This window comes from Paraburkholderia sp. D15, assembly GCF_029910215.1.
Classification (GTDB): Bacteria; Pseudomonadota; Gammaproteobacteria; order Burkholderiales; family Burkholderiaceae; genus Paraburkholderia.
In genome coordinates this window covers 860,642-881,525 of the sequence record NZ_CP110395.1, presented here as the reverse complement: position 1 = coordinate 881,525, position 20,884 = coordinate 860,642, and the positions used below count along the sequence as shown (strand labels likewise).

At 64.5% G+C, this 20,884-nt stretch carries 14 protein-coding genes; 8 read left to right on the top strand and 6 right to left on the bottom strand.

The features are described from left to right. Window positions 1-23: 23 nt before the first annotated feature. The 4 genes from waaA to LFL96_RS03755 all read right to left on the bottom strand — a co-directional run bounded on the left by waaA (window position 24) and on the right by LFL96_RS03755 (window position 5,039). On the bottom strand, window positions 24-1,337 hold the full coding sequence (gene waaA, locus LFL96_RS03770; protein ID WP_280998193.1) for a lipid IV(A) 3-deoxy-D-manno-octulosonic acid transferase: 1,314 nt from the start codon (window positions 1,335-1,337) through the stop codon (window positions 24-26). A gap of 175 nt (window positions 1,338-1,512) precedes the next feature. Beyond that, window positions 1,513-2,397, bottom strand: coding sequence for a Kdo hydroxylase family protein (locus LFL96_RS03765; protein WP_280998191.1), 885 nt, complete (start codon window positions 2,395-2,397; stop codon window positions 1,513-1,515). A 49-nt stretch (window positions 2,398-2,446) separates the two neighbouring features. Continuing rightward, entirely contained in the window at window positions 2,447-3,448 is a 1,002-nt protein-coding gene (gene waaC / locus LFL96_RS03760) for a lipopolysaccharide heptosyltransferase I (RefSeq protein ID WP_348638412.1), read from the bottom strand. 196 nt (window positions 3,449-3,644) lie between these two features. Next, window positions 3,645-5,039, bottom strand: a complete 1,395-nt coding sequence (locus LFL96_RS03755) for a phosphomannomutase/phosphoglucomutase (RefSeq protein WP_280998187.1) — start codon at window positions 5,037-5,039, stop codon at window positions 3,645-3,647. Window positions 5,040-5,307: 268 nt separating this feature from the next. Here LFL96_RS03755 and LFL96_RS03750 point away from each other — a divergent pair, with 268 nt between their 5' ends. Genes LFL96_RS03750 through galE form a run of 4 tightly spaced genes read left to right on the top strand, consistent with a single transcriptional unit; the run spans window position 5,308 to window position 9,641 of the window. Next, complete coding sequence (locus LFL96_RS03750; protein WP_280998185.1) at window positions 5,308-6,570, top strand: oligosaccharide flippase family protein; 1,263 nt, start codon at window positions 5,308-5,310, stop codon at window positions 6,568-6,570. After that, a complete protein-coding gene (locus LFL96_RS03745) occupies window positions 6,567-7,397 on the top strand; it encodes a glycosyltransferase (RefSeq protein WP_280998183.1) in 831 nt (276 codons plus the stop codon). Before LFL96_RS03750 ends, LFL96_RS03745 begins: the two co-directional genes overlap by 4 nt. Before the next feature lie 48 nt (window positions 7,398-7,445). Beyond that, the gene (locus LFL96_RS03740) at window positions 7,446-8,594 is read left to right on the top strand and encodes a glycosyltransferase family 4 protein (RefSeq protein WP_280998181.1); all 1,149 of its coding nucleotides are present in this window, start codon (window positions 7,446-7,448) and stop codon (window positions 8,592-8,594) included. Window positions 8,595-8,606: 12 nt separating this feature from the next. After that, window positions 8,607-9,641 carry a UDP-glucose 4-epimerase GalE gene (galE, locus tag LFL96_RS03735; protein WP_280998179.1) on the top strand — a complete coding sequence of 345 codons (1,035 nt, stop codon included), beginning with the start codon at window positions 8,607-8,609 and terminating at the stop codon, window positions 9,639-9,641. A gap of 137 nt (window positions 9,642-9,778) precedes the next feature. Here the strand turns inward: galE and LFL96_RS03730 are convergent, their stop codons facing one another. After that, on the bottom strand, window positions 9,779-11,338 hold the full coding sequence (locus LFL96_RS03730; protein WP_280998177.1) for a methyl-accepting chemotaxis protein: 1,560 nt from the start codon (window positions 11,336-11,338) through the stop codon (window positions 9,779-9,781). A gap of 288 nt (window positions 11,339-11,626) precedes the next feature. On the opposite strand from LFL96_RS03730, the gene LFL96_RS03725 reads away from it, so the two are divergent. From LFL96_RS03725 to LFL96_RS03715, 3 genes are all read left to right on the top strand, one after another. Continuing rightward, window positions 11,627-12,727, top strand: coding sequence for a glycosyltransferase (locus LFL96_RS03725; protein WP_280998175.1), 1,101 nt, complete (start codon window positions 11,627-11,629; stop codon window positions 12,725-12,727). Window positions 12,728-12,976: 249 nt separating this feature from the next. Further along, window positions 12,977-14,206, top strand: a complete 1,230-nt coding sequence (locus tag LFL96_RS03720; protein ID WP_280998173.1) for an O-antigen ligase — start codon at window positions 12,977-12,979, stop codon at window positions 14,204-14,206. A gap of 258 nt (window positions 14,207-14,464) precedes the next feature. Further along, window positions 14,465-17,539, top strand: a complete 3,075-nt coding sequence (locus tag LFL96_RS03715) for an alpha-L-rhamnosidase (RefSeq protein WP_280998171.1) — start codon at window positions 14,465-14,467, stop codon at window positions 17,537-17,539. Between the two features lie 123 nt (window positions 17,540-17,662). Here LFL96_RS03715 and LFL96_RS03710 read toward each other — a convergent pair whose 3' ends face one another. Beyond that, window positions 17,663-19,585, bottom strand: coding sequence for a nucleoside-diphosphate sugar epimerase/dehydratase (locus LFL96_RS03710; protein ID WP_280998169.1), 1,923 nt, complete (start codon window positions 19,583-19,585; stop codon window positions 17,663-17,665). Between the two features lie 522 nt (window positions 19,586-20,107). Between LFL96_RS03710 and LFL96_RS03705 the strand changes: the two genes are divergently transcribed. Further along, window positions 20,108-20,809, top strand: coding sequence for a hypothetical protein (locus tag LFL96_RS03705; RefSeq protein ID WP_280998167.1), 702 nt, complete (start codon window positions 20,108-20,110; stop codon window positions 20,807-20,809). Window positions 20,810-20,884 lie beyond the last annotated feature (75 nt).

Below are 20,884 nucleotides of genomic sequence, written 5' to 3'. Positions count from 1 at the left end.
GAAACTTCGACGCGGCCGCCGCCTCACTCCGGCAGCAGCGCCATCAGCACATCCACCGTGCGCGCCGTCGCGCCGCGATGGCGTGCGGCGAACGCCGATGCCGCGCCGCCCATCGCGAGACGCCTCGCTTTGTCGCCGAACAGCTCGCGCAGCGCCGTCGCCAGACCGGCCGGGTCCGGCACCTGAACCGCCGCGCCCGCCGCGACCGCATCGGCGGTGGCCTGCGTGAAGTTGAACACGTGCGGCCCGATCAGCACCGGCACGCCGACCGCGCAAGCTTCGATCAGATTCTGCCCACCCAGCGGCAACAGACTCCCGCCGATGAACGCCAGATCCGACGCCGCATAGTAGGCACCGAGTTCGCCCATCGAGTCGCCGAGCAACACGTTCACGTTCGACGGCAACGCGGCGATCCGGGTGCCCGAAGCGAGCGCCGCGGAAGCCACCTTCGCATCCGGCGCCCAGGTCGAGCGCCGTTCGAGCCGCAACCCCTGCCGCTCGACCAGCGCCGCCACCTCGTTGAACCGTTGCGGATGACGCGGCACCAGAATCAGCAGCGCATCGTCGATACCTAGCGACGCGAAAGCCTGCAACACGAGTTCTTCCTCGCCCTCGCGCGTGCTCGCCGCGACCCATACCGGCCGCGTGCCGATCGCCGCGCGCCACGCGTGGCCGCGCGCCGCGAGCGCCGGCGGCGTGCTCATGTCGAACTTCAGATTGCCGAGCACCGCGACGTTGCGCGCACCGAGCGCGGTCAGGCGTTCGGCATCCGACGGACTCTGCGCCAACACCCGCGAAAAACCGCCGAACACGTCTTTGGTCGCGCCGCCGAATTTGGCCGCGCGCCTGAACGAGCGCGCCGACATCCGCGCATTGGTCAGCACCAGCGGCACATCCGCGCGACGGCATTCGTCGATCAGCGTCGGCCACACCTCGGTTTCCATCACCAGACCGAGCGACGGACGCCACGCGCGCAGAAAGCGCCGCACCGCATGCGGCATGTCGTACGGCAGATAGGCACGCAATACGCGATCGCCGAAAATCTGCTCGCCGGTCGCGCGGCCGCTCGGCGTCATGTGCGTCAACAGAATGCGTGCGTCGGGACGCGCCTTCATCAGCGCGTCGATCAGCGGTTGCGCGGCGCGCGTTTCGCCCACCGACACCGCATGCACCCAGATCAGCGGCGCGTCGTCCTCGGGCAACCGCCCGCGCGCGTAACCGAAACGCTCGCCGATATGCTCACGGTAGCCGCGCTCCCTGCGCGAACGGATCAACAGCCGCAGCACGGCTATCGGCGCGATCAACCACCACAGCGCGTTGTAGATGACTCTCAGCATCGGCGCTCCGCGCTATCGCTCGCCCACGCCGACACGCCGGACCTTGCCGCCGGATCGCGCGGCAGATGGACAACCAGATGGACAACCACACGGACAACCACACGGACAACCACACGGACAGCCAGACGGACCGCCAGACACATCACGGAATCGACCGCCCCCAGGACCGCGGCGCTCAAACCAGCGCCCTGCCCTTCAGGCGTTCGAGAATGCCAAGCGGTGCGCATTCGGGCTGCGCCATCGCCTTGACCGGCAGGAAGAAAGTCTGCTCCAGCATGAACTGGCCGGACATCACCGCATGCGAGGTCTGATCCGAGAAACACACCCACACGCTGCCCGGCGGAAACGGCATGGTCTGCTGCGGGCTCGACTTCTGATAGTCGAGATCGGCCTTCATGCCGTCGTGCAGATTCAGCATCAGATGGTCGTACTCGCTGCGCGGCGATTTCGTCACGTGCAGCAGGTTCAGCAACCACGCGGCACCGGGCATCTGCGGCTTGATGCGCGGCAGAAAGCGTTTGGCCATGTCCTCGAACGGTTCGCCGACGCGCCACACGCGCGGCGTGCCGTGCGGATTCACGTTGGTGAACACGCGCAGAATGCGCTCGCCGTAATTCGGCCGCGACGGAAAAGCATCCACGTGCAGGCGGCTATCGTCCTTGCGCCACGACGTCTCGCGCGTTTCCACCTGATGCAGCCGCAGGCTGGTGGGCGCCACGCGCAGCTTGCCGGTGTACTCGGGGAACAGACCGTCGACCAGCGTGCGCGCATTGGCCTGATAACGCGCGATCAGCGCACGCACCGCCGATTGCGTGACGGCGTCGCCGGCCACGCCGTGCAGCGCGCCGCCGTTCGGTTCGAGACTGATGTTCTTGCGGCTCGGATCGGCGAACGCGGGATCGAGCAGCGCCTGCTCGCCGCCTTCGATCGCGAAACGCAGGTTCGGGAAATACAGGACTTTGCCGCGTTCGACGCCGGCGAGCAGCGTCTCGCGCGGCACGGACAGATTGCGTCCGTGCCAGTCGGCGTTCGCTACTTCGATGATCTGGGTTTCGTTCATGGTCGCCCTTGAAAACGGATGGAGCTTAAGGCGAAGCGTGCCGCACGCACTAGAGCAGACCGAATCCGGCCAGCGCCGACTTCACCTGTTGCAGCGTGGGCGGCTGCCCGGCCGTGCCGAGATTGACGACGTTCGGCGACCAGTAGCCGCCGGTGCGCCACGCGGTGGCGAAATTGTACAACTCGACCGTTGGCCGTTTCAGCGCGGCCGCGATGTGAACCAGACCTGTGTCAACCCCCACGGTCGCGGCCGCGCCTTCGATCAAGCCGACCACGGCCGGCAACGAAAGCCTGGGCGGCACGATCGCCGCCGCGCCGAATTCCTTGGCGAGGCGCTCGCTGGTGGCGCGCTCCGCGTCGCTGCCCCACGGCAGGACGATCGACGCACCGCGCCGCACCAGCGACTGGCCGAGTTCGATCCACGCGGCGTCGGGCCACTGCTTGTCGGCGCGCGAGGTTGCGTGCACGAACACCACGTAGGGCACCGGCAGATTCAGATCGGCTTGCGACAACGCCAGCGCCGCGCGCTGCGTGTCGAGACCGAAGTCGATGTCGTCGGTGGGTTGCGGCGCCGGGTCGTTCAGCGCCGCGGCCACCAGTTGCCGCGTGCGTTCCACCACGTGCGTGCGCGGCTCGATCGGCACGCGCTTGCCGTAGAAGAACCGCACCGGCCATTCGAAGCCCGCGCCGTCGGTGCGATTCGCGAGGCCGACCAGCGGCCCGCGCGCCAGGCTCGCGACCCACGCGGTCTTGATGAGCCCCTGGCAGTCGATCACGAGGTCGTAGTGCTCGGCGGCGAGCGTGCGGCGGAACGCGCCGATCTCGCGCCAGTTTTCCGCCGACAGCAGACGCTTGCGCCAGCGCCGCAGCGATACGGGAATCGCGCGCCGCACGCCGGTGACGAGTTGCACGAGCCCGACGAAGCTCTCCTCGACGAGCCAGTCGATCTGCGCGTCGGGGTGACGGCGCCGGATATCGGCGATCACCGGCATGTTGTGAACGACGTCGCCCAGCGACGACACCCTCACGATCAATATCTTTTGCACGCTCAAGAGTGGGAAAACCGGCTATCCGGCCCGAAGATGCGTTGAATAGGCCCCGAAGGGAGAGAAAAACGCGGTAAGCCGCGCTTTTCTCGCAAGGACGGCAATTCTAGCGCGTCGTTTATCGATTTCATGAAAAAACGCGGCGCGGTTGGTTAAACCGCGCCGCGTTTCGTGCGACGGCTCGCGGCCGCCGCGACGACGGTCAGAACGGCAGTTTCGCGTCCGCTTTCTCCGCGAGAATCACGCGGCGGAAGTCTTCCTGGATGCGCTTGAGGGCCGCGTCGTTATCGGCTTCGAAACGCATCACCACGACCGGCGTGGTGTTCGACGAACGCGCGAGACCGAAGCCGTCCGGATACTCGACCCGCAGACCGTCGATCTTCACGACGTCGTCCGCGCCGGTGAACTGCGCGTTCTGCTGCAGACGCGCGATCAGTTCGAAGTTCTCGCCTTCCTCCAGCTTCAGTTGCAGCTCCGGCGTGGAATGCGAATTCGGCAGCGAATTGAGCAGCGCGCTCGGATCGGCCACGCGCGTGAGGATTTCGAGCAGACGCGCGCCGGTGTACAGGCCGTCGTCGAAACCGTACCAGCGGTCCTTGAAGAACACGTGGCCGCTCATTTCGCCCGCCAGCGGCGCGCCGGTTTCACGCAGCTTCGCCTTGACCAGCGAGTGGCCGGTCTTCCACATCAGCGGCTCGCCGCCCTTGTCCTTCACCCATTTCGCCAGGTTGCGCGTGCACTTCACGTCGTAGATGATCTGCGCGCCCTTGTTGCGCGACAGCACCTCTTCGGCGAACAGCATCAGTTGACGGTCCGGATAGATGATCTGGCCGTCTTTCGTGACGACGCCGAGACGATCGCCGTCGCCGTCGAACGCGAAACCGATTTCAGCGTCCGTTTCCTTCAGCGCGCGGATCACGTCCTGCAGGTTTTCCGGGTGCGCCGGGTCCGGGTGATGGTTCGGGAAATTGCCGTCGATCTCGGTGAACAGTTCGACCAGTTCGCAGCCGAGCTTCCTGAAAAGCTTCGGCGCGAGGCCACCGGCCACGCCGTTGCCGGTGTCGACCACGATCTTGATGGGACGCGCGAGCTTGATGTCGCTCGCGATGCGATCGAGGTACGCGTCGGCGATGTCGTACTCGGTGTACGTGCCGCTGCCCTGGCTGAAGTTATCGTCGACGATGCGCTGATGCAGCGCGAGGATCTGCTCGCCGTAGATGGCGGCGCCGCGCAGCACCATCTTGAAGCCGTTGTAGTCCGGCGGATTGTGACTGCCCGTCACGACGATGCACGAATCGACGCGCCGTTCGCCGCCGTCGAGTTGCAACGGTACGCTCGCCGCGAAGTAGCCGACCGGCGTGGGCACCATGCCGACGTTCACCACGTCGACGCCCGCTTCGCGCAAACCGTCGGACAACGCGCCGATCAGTTCGGGCCCGGACAGGCGGCCGTCACGCGCGACCACCACGGCATCGCCGCCTTGCGCCCGCACTTCGCTGCCGAATGCGCGGCCGATGGAACGCGCGGCTTCGGCGTCGAGCGTCTTGCCGATTACACCGCGAATGTCATACGCCTTGAAAATGGATTTGGAGATCATGTTGGCTCACTTGCGTGCAATGGAATTTTTGACTGGCACAGCGCGCGGCTATCGGTAAAAAATCGATAAAACGATAGCGTGAAATCCTCGCGCCGCACCCTTGCCGGAAGCGGTCCGGTTCCAACTTATAATTGCGTTTTTCAGCCCTGCCTTATCACGCCATTCTAATGCTTAGACGCCCTCCTTTTGTAAAGTTGCCGAGACAGTCGGCCCGGTGGGCAGATGTGCGGATAAGCGGCGCGCGTGCCGCTCGTGGCGCGGCGCCCGCATGCTGACGCTCAAGCGCTTCGCCAATCCCGACGTCACGCGCGCCTTCACGAATATCGTCTGGCTAGGCCTCGAACGGCTCACGCAGATCGGCGTGGCGATCGCGATCAGCGGCATGCTGGCGCGCTACTTCGGGCCGGACACGTTCGGCAAATGGCAATACGCGAACACGCTGCTGCTGGTGCTCTCGCCGATCACCTGGGTGTGCGGCGCGGAGATCCTCGTGCCGACCATCGTCAACCGGCCGCCCGCGCAGTTAGGCACCGTGCTCGGCAGTGCGTTCGTGCTGCGTTTTTCCGTGTCGCTCGTGGCCTTGCTGTTGACCTGGCTCGGCATCGCGCTGCACGCGTTCGACCCACTGGTCGGCGCGATGCTCGCGGGCCTCGCGGTGACCATGCTGTTTCGCGAACCGTTCGTCGGCGTGATCAACGCGTGGCTGCAGAGCATGACGTACAGCAAGCCGCAGTTGCTGACCAGCATGAGCACGGCCATCATCAAGGCGGGGCTCGTCTATCTGCTGGTACGCGCGGCGGCCGGCCCGGCGCGCTTCGGCTGGCTGTGGGCGCTGGAATCGGCGGCGATCGGCGCGGTACTGCTGATTTATTTCATGCGCCGGCATGGCGGCACGCTCGGCTGGCAGGTGGACCGCACGCTGTTCCGGCATTTCGCGAGCGCCGGCACGGTGTTCTGGATCGGCCTGATCGGTATGTACCTGTTCCTGAAACTGGACCGGCTGATGCTCGAACGGGCCATTTCGTTCGCCGACCTCGGCCGCTATTCCGCCGCGCAGCAGCTCAACGAAAACTGGATCACGCTTGCGCTGATGCTCGCGCAGACTATCGCGCCGGCTTTCGTCTATCGCGTGCAGGACGCCGCGCAACTGCGTCGCAATATGTGGCGGCTCACCGCGATGACCGCGGTGCTGATGGTGAGCGGCGCGCTCGTGCTGGACCTGCTGGCCGGGTTCATCATCCGCCGCGTGTTCGGGCCGGACTTCGAAGGCGCGATCGGGATTTTCCGCTGGGCCGTGTGGCTGTCCGTGCCCGCCGGCATCGAGGCGATCGGCAATCTGATCGTGCTCAAGTATCAGGCGAAATTCGTGTTGCTCGCCAAGTGGCTGCTGGCGCTGGCGGTCGCGTTCGTCGTGAACCTGCTGGCGATTCCGCGGCTCGGCGCCTATGGCGCGCTCGTGGGTCTCGCCACCGGCTATCTGGCCGCCGCGTCGGTTAATCTTTATTACATCCGTTTCAAATTGCGCTCATGACGAATTCATCCGCCGCCGCGCAGATGGCCCTCGACGATGTCGCGGTGCTGATGCCCGCGTTCAACGGCCAGGCCGACGTCGAACTGACGCTCGCTTCGTTCAGCGAGAACGCGCCGGTCCACGTGCTGATCGTCGACGACGGCAGTACGCCGCCGATCGTCGCGCCGTCCATCGCCAACATGCAGATCGACGTGTTGCGCATGCCTCGAAACGGCGGTATCGAACGCGCGTTGCAGACTGGCATCGACACGCTCGCGCAGCGCGGCTTTCGCTACGCGGCCCGGATCGACGCGGGCGACCGCAGCGTGCCGCAGCGGCTCGCGAAGCAGCGCGTGTTCATGGAACTGCATCCGCGCGTGGCCGGTCTCGGCATGTGGACTCAGGTGGTGTCGCGCAGCGGCGAGCCGCTTTATATGCTCACGCCGCCAGCCGAACCCAATGCGATCCGGCGTCTGCGTTTTTTCCGTTTGTGCCTGTCGCATCCGTCGATGATGCTGCGTATCGACGCCGTGCGCGCGGTCGGCAACTATCGCGCGCAATATCGCTCGGCCGAAGACCTCGATCTGTTCGTGCGGCTGATGCAGCGCTACGACTGCGCGAACCTGCCGGAGCTGGGTCTTTATTACGAAGTCAACGAAGGCGGTATCAGCGCGACGAAACGGCGTCGGCAGGTGATCTCGACGTTGCGCCTGCTGCTGCGCTACTTCAATCCGCTCAACCCGTACGACTGGCTGGGTCTCGCCAAAGACCTGCTGCACCTCGTCACGCCTTACCGTGCATTGCAACGGATCAAGCGTCTGCTGCTCGCCCCGCGCACGGGCCGCTGATCCGCCTCCCCACGATCCCCTTCCCATTCACCGCCGAGCCTGTTCCGCATGAAGCCTGCCCTGAAGTCGACGCCCGCGTTGCGCATCACGCTCGTCTGTAATACCGCCTGGGCCATCTATACCTACCGGCAGGGGCTGATCCGCATGCTGGTCGGACGCGGCGTCGACGTCACGGTGCTCGCGCCACGCGACCGCACGTTCGAGCTGCTGACCGCGATGGGGTGCCGCTGCATCGAGCTGCCGATGGCGGCCAAGGGCACCAGCCCGCGCGACGATCTGCGCACGCTGTGGGCGCTGTTCCGTCAATACCGGACGATTCGTCCGCATGTCGTGTTCCACTACACGATCAAGCCGAACATCTACGGCTCGATCGCCGCGAAGCTGGCCGGCGTGCAATCGGTCGCGGTGACCACCGGTCTGGGCTACGTGTTCATCCAGCAAAGCCGCGCCGCCGATGTCGCCAAGAAGCTCTACCGCTTCGCGTTCCGTTTCCCGCGCGAAGTCTGGTTTCTGAATCGCGACGATCAAGCCGCGTTCGTCGAGCAGAACCTGCTCGTGCATCCCGAGCGCGCGCGGCTGCTGCACGGCGAAGGCGTCGACCTCGAACAGTTCGCGTTCGCGCCCCTGTCCGAGCGCGCCGATTTCCGTTTCCTGCTGATCGGGCGGCTGCTGTGGGACAAGGGCGTCGGCGAATATGTCGAGGCCGCGCGACGCGTGCGTGAACGTTATCCGCGCGCGCGGTTCCAACTGCTCGGTCCGGTCGGCGTCGACAATCCGAGCGCGATCACGCGCGAAGACGTGACGGCGTGGGAACGGGAAGGCATCATCGAGTATCTTGGCGAGGCGCACGACGTGCGGCCTTTTATCGCTGATGCAGACTGCATCGTTTTACCGTCGTATCGCGAAGGCGTGCCGCGCACGCTGATGGAAGCCTCGGCGATGGGCCGGCCGATCGTCGCCACCGACGTGCCGGGCTGCCGCGAGGTCGTGCAGGATGGCGTCAACGGCCTGCTGTGCGAGGTACGCCATGCGGACAGTCTCGCGGCGAGTCTCATGAAGATGCTCGATATGAGCGAACCCGAACGCCGAGCGATGGCGGAACGCGGCCGGCAGAAAGTCGCGCAAGAATTCGACGAACGCGTGGTCGTCGAAACGTACAAAGACCTGGTGCAAAAAATGACGGGTGTTTTACTTTAACGGAGCAACAGCATGACCACGAAGGGCACGATTCTGGTAACGGGCGGCGCCGGTTTCATCGGCTCGCACACCTGCGTCGAATTGCTGAACGGCGGATTCGACGTCGTGGTGATCGACAATCTCGTGAACAGCAACCGCGAGTCGCTGCGGCGCGTGGAGAAGATCGCCGGCAAGGCCGTGACCTTCCACGAAGCCGACGTGAACGACGCGGCGGCGCTCAACCGTATTTTCGACGCGCATCCCATCAGCGGCGCGATTCATTTCGCCGCGCTGAAGGCGGTGGGCGAATCGGTGGCCAAGCCGATCGAGTACTACAGCAACAACGTCGGCAGTCTGCTGACCCTGCTCAACGTGATGCGCGAGCGCAACGTCAAGCAGTTCGTGTTCAGCTCGTCGGCCACCGTGTATGGCGTGCCGAAGAGCTCGCCGATCGACGAGTCGTTTCCGCTGTCGGCCACCAATCCGTATGGACAGTCCAAGCTGATCGCCGAGCAGATTCTGCGCGACCTGGAAATCGCCGATCCGTCGTGGCGCATCGCCACGCTGCGCTATTTCAATCCGGTCGGCGCGCATGAAAGCGGCCTGATCGGCGAAGACCCGGCGGGCATTCCGAACAATCTGATGCCGTATGTCGCGCAGGTGGCGGTCGGCAAGCTGGAGAAGCTGCGCGTGTTCGGCGGCGATTACGACACGCCGGACGGCACCGGCGTGCGCGATTACATCCACGTGGTCGATCTGGCGCGCGGCCACCTGGCCGCGCTCGATGCGCTGGTGCAGCGCGACGCGAGCTTCGTCGTCAATCTCGGCACGGGCCAGGGCTACAGCGTGCTGGACGTCGTGCGTGCGTTCGAGAAGGCGTCCGGGCGGCCGGTGCCGTACGAGATCGTGGCGCGCCGTCCGGGCGACGTCGCGTCGTGCTTCGCAAATCCGGCGGCCGCCGAGAAGCTGATCGGCTGGCGCGCGGAATACGGTATCGAGCGGATGTGCGCGGATCACTGGCGCTGGCAGTCGAGCAATCCGCAGGGGTTTGCCGGAGCTGGGCGATAAGCGAGGGGAGCGACGGCGGCGGAAACGTTTCCGCTAGCGCGCCATCAAAAGCAAATAGCCACCGGATCGCCGTCTACGCGGCCGCTCCGGTGGCTATTTTTTCGCCTGTCCTGCCGGAGCAGCAGGACACTCAGGCACTAAGCGGCCATCACATCCAGCCGGAACACGGCGACCGCATCGCGCAACGCCACCGCGTGCTCTTCCAGCGACTTCGCCGCGGCCGCCGCCTGCTCGACCAGCGCCGCGTTGTGCTGCGTCACCTCGTCGATCTGCGACACCGCCTTGTTGACCTGCTCGATGCCGTCGCTCTGTTCGAGCGCCGACGCTTCGATCTCGCTCATCACGCCGGTCACGCGTTCCACCGCGCTCATCGCTTCGTGAATCGTCTTCTGCGCGTCCGACACGAGCGACGCGCCCTCCTCCACCTTGGCAGCCGATTCGCCGATCAACTCCTTGATCTCCTTCGCCGCCGCGCCCGAGCGCTGCGCGAGGCTGCGCACTTCCGAGGCCACCACCGCGAAACCGCGGCCCTGCTCGCCCGCGCGCGCCGCCTCCACCGCCGCGTTCAAAGCGAGGATGTTGGTCTGGAACGCGATCCCCTCGATCATGCCGATGATCTCCGTGACCTTGCGCGACGACGCGCTGATGCCGTCCATCGTTTCCGTCACGCGCGACACCACCGAGCCGCCGCGCGTCACCGTATCCAGTGCGCCGTGCGCGAGACGGTTCGCCTGCTTCGCGTTGTCGGCGTTCTGCTTCACCGTGGCCGACAGTTGCTCCATGCTGGCCGCGGTCTGCTGGAGCGCCGCCGCCTGCTGTTCGGTGCGCGAGGACAGGTCCGCGTTGCCCGACGCGATTTCGTTCGCGCCCTGCGTGATGGCCGTCGTGCTACCGCGCACCTGGCCGACGGTGGCCACGAGGCCGTCGCGCATCTTCGTCAGCGCGGCCAGCAGTTGACCCATCTCGTTGCGCGATTTCACCTTGATCGCGCCCGACAGATCGCCGGCGGCGATGCGTTCGAAATGCTTGACCGTCGCGTTGACCGGCTTGATCAATGCCGCCGACAGCGCGATGCGCGCCACCACGCTGATCGCGATCGCGATCACGCCGATCGCGGCGAACAGCAGTGTCGCCATCTGGAAGCGCTGCGTGGCGGTGGCCGCCTGCGCGTGCTGGCTATCGGTCTGCGCGCGTTCGAGCGCGTCGATCGCCTTCGAATACGTTGCGTAGAAACCGTTCGCCGTCTCGCCCTGGATATTGCGGAAGGTATTGAAATCGAAATCGTTGAGCGCCTTGAATTCCGGTTCGATCGCCTTGTCGACCAGCGCGGTGCGAGCCTGCTCGACGGTCTGCGCGAGCCGCTGTTCCTCCGCGCTCGCGAACGGGCCGGCCATGTAGTTGCGGAAATCGTTGTTCGATTCGACCAGCACCTTATGCGCGGCCGGCAGCAGTTCGTCGGTCTGCTTGCCGACGCTGAAGAGCGTCTGATACGAACCCACCGCGAGTTGCACCTGCAGCAGCTTCTCGGAGCTCGCCTTCAGATGCGACAACGCGATCGCGCTGCGCTGCGTTTCGTCGAGGCTGCCGTTGGCGAGCTTGAGCGCACCGTAGCCGACCGCGATCACCGTCAGCAGGAAGGCGACGAACACGCTGATCAACAGCGTCAGGCCGCCACGAATTGTGATGTTGTTAAGCATTGGATCTCCGGAGCGTCTTGTCGAGCGGCGGCAAAGCAGGCCGGCGTGCCTGTACGCGGTGTTCGCCGCGTTCGCCGTGTTATTTCTCGATGACTTACACTTCGCCGCATCCAGGTTAACGACCGCGCCGAGACCTCCCCGCATAGGTGAAATCCATGACTGGCGGGGCTTTGCGGGCGATTGAAGTCTCACTATCCGGGATTTCTCGCGGTTTGCGCGACCGTCGCGCCTGGCGGGACGGTCGTATTTCGTTTGTATAATTCCGCGTCTTCGCTCAGGCCCACTTTCATGCTTAGTTTTGCGCTCGGCTTTCTCGTCTCACTGCTGATCACGCTGTTGATCGTGCGCTATGCGCATCTGCATGAAAAATTCTCCACCGATACCGATCTGGCCGGCGTGCAGAAATTTCACGCGCGGCCGGTGCCGCGCATCGGCGGCGTGGGGATTCTGCTTGGGCTGACCGTGTCCGCCGCGCAGTTGCACTACGCGTATCCGGTGGTGTCGGGCGGCATTCTCGGTTTGATCGCGTGCGGCATGCCGGCCTTCGGCTCGGGTCTCGTCGAGGATCTGACCAAGAAGGTGTCGCCGCTAGCGCGCCTCGTCTGCACGATGGGCGCCGCCGCGCTCGCGTATTTCCTGCTGGATATCGCCGTCACGCGCATCAGCGTGCCGCCGCTCGATTTCCTGCTGTCGTATGCGGTGATTTCCTGCGCGGTGACGGTGCTCGCGGTCGCCGCGCTCGCCAACGCGGTGAATATCATCGACGGCTTCAACGGCCTGGCGTCGATGGTCGCGTTCATGATGTTCGCGTCGCTCGCCTACGTGGCGTTTCAGGTGCACGACGCGGTGGTGCTCTCTACCTCGTTGATGATGATGGGCGCGGTACTTGGCTTCTTCATCTGGAATTTCCCGGCGGGGCTGATCTTTCTCGGCGACGGCGGCGCGTACTTCGTCGGTTTCATGCTGGCGGAAACCTCGATCCTGCTGGTCATGCGCAACCGCGACGTGTCCGCGTGGTACCCCGTGCTGCTGTTCATGTACCCGATCTTCGAGACCTGCTTCTCGATCTACCGCAAGAAATTCATCCGCGGCATGTCGCCCGGCATGCCCGATGGCGTGCATCTGCACATGCTGGTGTACAAGCGGCTGATGCGCTGGGCGGTCGGCGCACGTACCGCGCACGAGCTGACGCGGCGCAATTCGCTGACCTCGCCTTATCTGTGGCTGCTGTGTCTGATCGCGGTCGTGCCGGCCACGCTGTTCTGGCGGCACACGCTGCACCTGTTCTGTTTTGTGATGGTGTTCGCGGCGACTTACGTGTGGCTGTATGTGAGTATTGTGCGGTTCAAGTCGCCGCGGTGGATGGTGGTGAGGCGGGCTAAACGGTAAGTGTGAGGTGATCGAAAGCGCACCGTCAGCGTGCCCGCTGGAAAGCGTTGCGAAGTTGTTCGACGCTCCCGCACAAGCGGTTCGGCGGTTTGTGAAAAAGGTACAATGGCGCCCTCGCAGATACCGCAGATTGGGCCGCCGCGACGGCCCGCATCGTGTATTTCGCCGTCTTGACGGCCGCCTCAAGTCAAACAAGAGATGTCGACGCCCGCTACTCCTTCTCGCCTGAGCGTCAGCCTCCGCAGCCTGTTGCCAGCGTTTTTCCTGCTCACGTATCCCGCGGCCACCCTGTTGCTGCATGGCGGCGCCAGCGCGCTGTCCATTGCGGCGGCGGTGATTTCGCTCGCGCTGCTGTTCGGCCCGCGCATGTGGACCGGCTTCGCGCCGTTACGCTGGGACAGCGCGGATACGCGGATCTGCATCGCCATGGCGTGCCCGCTCGCGGCCACGCTGGTCAGCGAACTGCGGCACCTCAGCGTGATATCCAATACCCTCGATTCGCCGTCGCGTTTTCTCGCCGCGGCGCCGCTTTTTCTGGTGTTGCGCCGCACCTCGCCGCGCACGCTCGCGTGGGCCGATCTGTCGTTCGCGCTGGGCGCGGTGGTGTCGCTCGCCGTGCTGCTCGTTGCACCGAAAGTTTCCGGCATCGACCGGCTCAGCAGCCGCTTTCTGAATCCGATTCACTACGGCGACATCGCGCTGGTGCTCGGCGCGCTGTCCATCCTGTCGCTGAACTGGTGGCGCAAGGACAATCTGCCGGTACGCGTCATCAAGATCGCCGGGCTGGTCGCCGGGCTCGCCGCGTCGGTCTTGACCGGTTCGCGCGGCGGCTGGATCGCGGTGCCGGTGGTGGCCGTGCTGATCCTGTACGTGCGCGGCCGCGGCAAATCGCGGCGCTGGAAGCTGGTGCTGCCGATCGCCATGCTGGCGATCGTCGTTGGCGTTTTCACCTTTTCGCATACGGCGCGCGACCGCGTCACCGATATATCGTCAGACTTATTGCACTACGAACAGGGGCAACGCGATACGTCGCTCGGCATTCGCCTTCAACTGTACGAAGCCGCCGTGAAGATCATCGAGGCTCACCCTGTCTTCGGCCTCGGCGCTCACGGTTTCCGTGACAGCATGCCGTCCTTTTCGGCGTCAGGCGTGTTGACGCCTGTCGCCGCGCAAACGGGCGAAGGCGAGACGCACAACCAGATGCTGGCGTATCTGACGGATTACGGCCTGATCGGCGGCCTGGCGCTGCTCGCCATCTATGTGGTGCCCGGCGTGATCTTCTGGAAACGGCTGAATACGCCGACGGCGCCGGCCGGCCGTGCCGCGCTGATGGGGCTGACTTTCGTGGTTGGCTTCTGGATCTTCGGGCTGACGGTCGAAACCTTCGACCTCAAGCTCACCGTCGCTTTCTACGCAACCATGGTCGCCATCCTCGCGGCACTCGCGACCTACGCCGACAAGACCGGCAACGGCACTTGAGCCGGCTCGCGGCGGCGTGAATTTCACCTGCCGCCGGCAAGTTGGCGGGCGGCAGACGACGAACGCCGTCTCCCGTCCTGCAACGCATTCAATGCGCTTCGAACACTTGAAGCGGCTGCGGCTGCGGCTGCGGCGACCGACCCGGCCCGCGCCGGACGCTTGGTCAGCTTCCGTCCAAAGCATCTCCTGCTACCATGTCGGACCTCTTCGAAGCTGCTTCGGCGCCCCGGCGGAAAGCCGGGATCACAATCCAGCCACATGAAAAATCAACGACTCGTTTCAGCCCTCGCTTCCGCAGTCACGCTGTGGTGTTACACGGCAACATCCGCCAGCGCCGCCGAGAGCGCGAGCATCAAGAGCGTGTCGATCGCAAACGCGCCGACGCCGCTCGGCATCGACGCCGCCACGCCGACCTTTAGCTGGGTGATCGCCGCGGATCAGCGCGATCAGAAGCAGACCGCTTATCAGATTCGCGTGGCGTCGAGCCCGGAGAAACTCGAGAAACCAGACCTCTGGGACAGCGGCAAGGTCACCGAGGATCAATCGCAATTCGTGCCGTACAAAGGTGCACCGCTGCGCTCGCGCGCGCGCTATTTCTGGTCGGTCCGTATCTGGGACGCACAAGGTCAGCCGTCCGCGTGGAGCAAACCCGCCTGGTGGGAAATGGGCCTGTTGAAAAATACCGACTGGCAGCAGGCTAAATGGATTGGCCGTAACGGCAGCGTACCCTTGCCACCGGACCTGATCAAATGGCAGATCCCCGCGATCACGGCACAACTCAAGCCGGGCGACGCGCAAGGACAGAGCTTCACCACCGATCACGCCATCGTGTCCGTCAGCGCGGAAGTGCCGACCTTCACGACCACGAATTCCAGCTTCACCCTCTCGCTGTACGCAAATGGGCCGGGCGGCAAACTGCTGGCCAGACAGCGCATCGAGAACCATCCCGACAATCATTGGGCAACGTTGAAACTCGACAAGCCGCTACCGGCGGGCAAGTACTACTTCGAACAGTCCGACGTCTCCGGCAAGGTAGGGTGGTACACGTTCCCGGATTGCAAATACGCGTACGGCAAAGCGTATGTCAACAAGAAGGAAATCCAGGGCGACCGCAAGACCAAATGGGAAATCAGCGGGACACGTGAACGCGACGGACTGACCTCTCAATTGCGCCGGGAATTCGACGCGAAAAAAACCGTGAAGAGCGCGCGCCTCTACATCACGGCACTCGGCACGTATCGGGCGGAAATCAACGGCCAGCCCGCCGGTGCCGACTATCTCGCGCCAGGCTGGACCGACTACGACAAACGCGTCCAGTACCAGACCTACGACGTGACCAACCTGGTCCGCACCGGGCGCAATGCGATCGCCGTCGATCTGGGTCCGGGCTGGTATGCCGGCAACATCGGTTCGCTCGGCCCGAACCAGTACGGCCAGTTGCCGTATCTGCGCGCGCAGCTCGAACTGCTCTACACCGACGGCAGCAGCGAACAGATCGCCACGGACGGCAGCTGGAAAAGCGCGCTCGGCCCGATGATCAGCACCGACCTGATCATGGGCGACGAGTACGACGCGAGGCTGGAAACGCCGGGCTGGAAGCTGCCCAATTACGACGATAAGGACTGGAAGCCGGTGCTGGTCGGCCCGGCGACGAAAGCGGCAATGGTGGCGCAGGCGGACCCGCCGATTCGCGTGGAGCGCGAGATCAAGCCGGTGAAGGTCACGCAGACCAAGGCCGGCACGTACATCTACGACATGGGCCAGAACATGGTGGGCGTGGTGAGGATGAGCACCCAGGGAAACGCCGGCCAGGTGCTCACGCTGCGGTACGCCGAAGTCCTGAACCCGGACGGCACCCTGTACACCGACAACCTCCGCACCGCGAAGGCGACGGATCAATACACCATGAGCGGCAAAGGCGTCGAGAACTACGAGCCCGCCTTCACGTTCCATGGTTTCCGCTATGTCGAAGTGAGCGGCGCGACGTCGCAGCCGGATATCGTCGGCCGGGTGCTGACGACCGATATGCCGTCGACCATGTCGTTCTCGACCAACGTGCCGATGCTCAACCAGTTGCAGCACAACATTCTGTGGAGCCAGCGCGGCGACTTCCTGTCGGTGCCGATGGACACCCCCGCGCGCGACGAGCGTCTCGGCTGGACCGGCGACATCGGCGCGTTCGCGGGCACGGCGGCCTACAACATGCGCACGCTGTCCTTCCTCGGTAAATGGCTGACGGATCTGCGCGACACGCAATCGCCGGCGGGCGCGTTCGCCGACGTCGCGCCGACGATCCAGGGCATCGGTACCGCGAACGCCGGCTGGGGCGATGCGGGCGTCTCCGTGCCGTGGACCCTGTATCAGCGTTACGGCGACCCGCGCATCCTGGAGGACAACTTCGCGGCGATGGAGCGCTGGGTTGCGTACCTCGCGAAGGACAGCAAGGACTACCTTCGCCCGGACACCGGCTACGGCGACTGGCTGAACGTCGACGACGAAACGCCGAAGGACCTGATCGCGACCGCCTTCTTCGCCGACAGCGCACACACGCTCGCCAGGGCCGCGCGCGTCCTGAAGAAAGATCCTCGCCGCTACGACGAACTTTTCGAGAACATCCGCCGCGCGTTCGCCCGTGCCTACGTGCTGCCGAACGGGCGGTTGAAGGCCGACACGCAAACCGCCTACGTGCTCGCGCTGGGCATGGACCTCGTGCCGGCGGATTTGCGCAAGCCCGCCGCGGACCGGCTGGTCGAACTGATCAAGAACAAGAACTGGCACCTGAGTACCGGCTTTCTCGGCACGCCTCGCCTGCTGCCCGCGCTATCGGAAACTGGTCATACGGACGTCGCCTATCGCCTTCTGCTTCAGACGACCTTCCCGTCCTGGGGCTATCAGATCGGCAAGGGCGCGACGACCATGTGGGAACGTTGGGACGGTATCCGGCCGGACGGCAGTTTCCAGAGCAAGACGATGAACTCGTTCAACCACTACGCGTACGGTTCGGTCGGCGAATGGATGTATCAGAACGTCGCCGGTATCCGCGCGGCCGCGCCGGGCTTCCAGAGGTTCGTCGTCAAGCCCGTTGCGGGCGGCGACGTGCATGCGGTCGACGCCCGCTACGAATCCGGCTACGGCCCGATTACGGTGCGCTGGAACGACACGGGCGGAAAGTCCGAACTCGATGTGGGTGTGCCCGTGAATACGAGCGCGGAAATCTGGGTGGCGAATACAGGTGGCAAGGTGCAGGGCGACGGCGCACGGTTTGTCCGCAACGAGCCCGGCTTCGCGGTCTACGAAGCCGGATCGGGAAATTACCGTTTCACCGTTCGTTGAGGGTCGATTGACGCGGGCGCCTGACACACCTCAGGCGCTCGATCCGACACGAGGCGAGACGCATCGCACAACCTGCGTTACACACGCATCAAGCCCCTCGCGAGCACCGAGGGGCGTCCCCACTCACGGCTGAACACCCTTGACCTGCGGCCGTTGCGATTCCGTTGCGACAACGGCCGGCCGTGCCGTCGGCATGCTTTGCAGCACAGGCTTCATGGTGGTTTGATACTCCGGTACCCAGCGGCGTAGATCGCGGCGCACTTCGTCGTCGGCGAGCACGCGGCGCTGCATCAGCCACGGCAGCAGCTCGTCGAGCAGGTTGTCCGGCGCCTCGCGAGCACGTGCGATACGCAGCTTGGGGTGCGGCGTGCGCGTGGTGGTCTCGTCGTCGGCCAGCAGTTCCTCGTAAAGCTTCTCGCCCGGCCGCAAACCGCTGAAAACGATGCGGATCTGTTCCTCGGTATAGCCATGCAGACGAATCAGATCGCGCGCGAGGTCGGTGATGCGCACCGGCTCGCCCATGTCCAGAATGAAAATCTCGCCGCCCCGCCCCATGCTGGAGGCCTGCAGCACGAGTTGCGACGCTTCGGGAATCGTCATGAAGAAGCGTGTGATCTCCGGGTGGGTGACCGTGATCGGGCCGCCTCGGGCAATCTGCTCCTCGAACTTCGGAATCACGCTCCCCGCGCTGCCCAGCACGTTGCCGAAACGGACGGTTTCGAACTGCGTGTGCTGGCTGGTCTGCTGCAACGCCTGACAGGCCATTTCGGCGAGCCGCTTGCTCGCACCCATCACGTTGGTCGGGTTCACCGCCTTGTCGGTGGACACCAGCACGAAGTGTTTGACGTTATGGCGAATCGCCGCGCGCGCCACGCGATACGTGCCGAGCACGTTGTTGCGCACCGCCTGCCACGCGTTCAGCTCTTCCATCAACGGCACATGCTTGTAGGCGGCTGCGTGGAAGACGATATGCGGCGTGTAGCGCGCCATCACCTGATCGAGCAGCAGCGAATCCTTGGCATCCCCGACGATCGGAATCACCGACAGGTCTGGAAAGCGGTCGCGCAATTCTTCGGTCAGCCGGTACATCGCGAATTCGGACAGGTCGTACGCGACCAGTTGCGCGGGGGCGAAGCGCTGAATCTGCCGGCACAGCTCGGAGCCGATCGAGCCGCCGGCGCCCGTCACCATCACGACGCGGCCATGCAGCAGCGCTTCCACGTGCGGCATGTCGATCTTCACGGCTTCGCGGCCAAGCAGATCCTCGACATCGACCTTGCGGACCAGAGAAAGAAACGCCTGCCCTTGCGTCAACGCGGCCAGCGCGGGCAGTGCCATCGCACGGGCGCCCGCGCGCACGCAGATCGTCGCGATACGGCGACGCGTTTCGACCGAAGCCGACGGCACCGCGATGATCGCGTGTTCCACGTTCAGCTTTTCCGCCCAACGCGGCAAATCGCTGATCGGACCGAGAACTTTGTAACCATAGATTTCACGGCCGTGTTTCGCGACGTCGTCATCGAGCAGACCGACGAGCCGCCATTCGGGCGAACGCGACAGTTCGCGGGCGAGGCTCGCGCCCGCGCTACCGGCGCCCAGCACGATCACGGGCTTGCCCTGCGTGATGAGCGCGCCGTAAATGTAAAACTCCTTGGCCGCGCGGTAGAGCGCGCGGGCGCCCCCCATTGCCAGGAACAGCAGCAGCGGCGCGACGATCAGCACCGAGCGCGGCACCGAGGGCGTGGGCTGCACCATCACCGAAGCGACGGTGGTGACGAGCGCGCCGGCGGCGACCGCCTTCGCGATACGCATCAAGTCAGGCAGGCTCGCGAATACCCACATGCCGCGATACAGCCCGAACACGCGAAACAGCAGACCATAGGACGGCAGCACCCAGATCAGCGAGACCAACGCCCCATGCATGTAATTGCCAGGGATTGCTACATTGAAGCGGACCAGATAAGCCGCGACCCAGGTGGCCACGACCGCGCACAGATCAAACAGAAAAACGGCGAACGACTGCCATGAGGTTTTGTGTCGAAACATCGGCGTCACACCTCTTTTGTCAGGAACCGGTGGATTGAAAGCGGTGCCCGCGAGCATGGCCCGCAACGTTCGGCGCATGCATTGCGCACCGCACGGCGACACCCTTAGACAGGCATTATGCCCGCCCATATCGCGGCATGCCAGTCGAGTGGTCCGGACCGTAAGCATTGCGTGAGGAACGCGCGCCGGCAATTGTCAAACCGCGCGATCCGTATCGCGTCACCGCGTCAAATCGACCGAATTTCAAGGGTTTTTCGGCAAGCAACCGGTAAAACCAGCACAGCCAGGACAGGCTGGTCAGACGTGTGAATCGCGTTACAATCCAACGCGACATGTCCATTAAAAACGTCTCGCGACGTCCCCGCCTATATGCATCAAACTTCTAACGTGTCGACCCGCTCGAGTGCTTTCGTTGTTCGCAGAATTGCGAAATCGGGAAAGCTCGTCGTCCTGACTTGTATCGTCGGCGCTTTAGCAGGTGCGGTGGTTTCGCACTTCACTCAACCTCGCTGGGTCGGCCGCATGACGGTCCAGATCGGCCAGATATCCACACCGGAAAACGGCGGCATCACGAGCCGGCAGGTCGAGAGCCAGTCGGTCGCCACCACGCGTTACAACCTACCCGGTTTTCGCATGGGTATCCTGAACAATCTGGGCTTGCCGGCACCCGACAGCGGCGACCGTAGCGCCAGCCTGGTGTTCAACTCGATGCTGATTTCGGCCGCGCGAAGTCCCGACCTGATCAATCTGCAAGTGTCCGCTTACTCGCAGGCGCAGGCTTCGGCCGCGCTGATGGCGGCGTTCAACGCGATATCGGCGATTCACCGGCGAACGTTCGATCCCGCCGCGGCGAACATGAAGAGCGAGCTCGCGCGCGAGTCGAGCGCGCTGACCGATGCCGAAGGAAACTATAGTCGTACGTATGACACGATCCGTTCGTCGGCGGCGCGTGGCGATGCGGCGAACAACAATTCGCGCGACGTGCTCGTCACCAACATGGCGACGCTGATCAACACGCAGATTCTCGATCTGCGCAAGCAGACCGCGCTGCTGCAGCAGGCCACCAGCCCCATGCTCACGTATCCCACGCGGGTGGTCGAACCGCCGTATGTGCCGAAGCGGCCCAGCACGCCAGGCATGCTGCTGATGATCGCCGCGGGTGCGGTGCTTGGATTGTTGGCCGGGGTGGCGTTCGCCGCGCGCGACATGTTCCGGCGCGGCTAGCAACTGATTCAAGACCGATAAAGGCTGGCTAAAAGCCGGCTAGCGGCGGGCGGGAGCCGGACGCGAAGCCGGTAT

Coding starts and splice junctions, on each gene's coding strand:
- waaA (WP_280998193.1), bottom strand. CDS start 1,337: ATGCTGAGAGTCATCTACAACGCGCTGTGGTGGTTGATCGCGCCGATA.
- LFL96_RS03765 (WP_280998191.1), bottom strand. CDS start 2,397: ATGAACGAAACCCAGATCATCGAAGTAGCGAACGCCGACTGGCACGGA.
- LFL96_RS03755 (WP_280998187.1), bottom strand. CDS start 5,039: ATGATCTCCAAATCCATTTTCAAGGCGTATGACATTCGCGGTGTAATC.
- LFL96_RS03750 (WP_280998185.1), top strand. CDS start 5,308: ATGCTGACGCTCAAGCGCTTCGCCAATCCCGACGTCACGCGCGCCTTC.
- LFL96_RS03745 (WP_280998183.1), top strand. CDS start 6,567: ATGACGAATTCATCCGCCGCCGCGCAGATGGCCCTCGACGATGTCGCG.
- LFL96_RS03740 (WP_280998181.1), top strand. CDS start 7,446: ATGAAGCCTGCCCTGAAGTCGACGCCCGCGTTGCGCATCACGCTCGTC.
- galE (WP_280998179.1), top strand. CDS start 8,607: ATGACCACGAAGGGCACGATTCTGGTAACGGGCGGCGCCGGTTTCATC.
- LFL96_RS03730 (WP_280998177.1), bottom strand. CDS start 11,338: ATGCTTAACAACATCACAATTCGTGGCGGCCTGACGCTGTTGATCAGC.
- LFL96_RS03725 (WP_280998175.1), top strand. CDS start 11,627: ATGCTTAGTTTTGCGCTCGGCTTTCTCGTCTCACTGCTGATCACGCTG.
- LFL96_RS03715 (WP_280998171.1), top strand. CDS start 14,465: ATGAAAAATCAACGACTCGTTTCAGCCCTCGCTTCCGCAGTCACGCTG.
- LFL96_RS03710 (WP_280998169.1), bottom strand. CDS start 19,585: ATGTTTCGACACAAAACCTCATGGCAGTCGTTCGCCGTTTTTCTGTTT.
- LFL96_RS03705 (WP_280998167.1), top strand. CDS start 20,108: ATGACGGTCCAGATCGGCCAGATATCCACACCGGAAAACGGCGGCATC.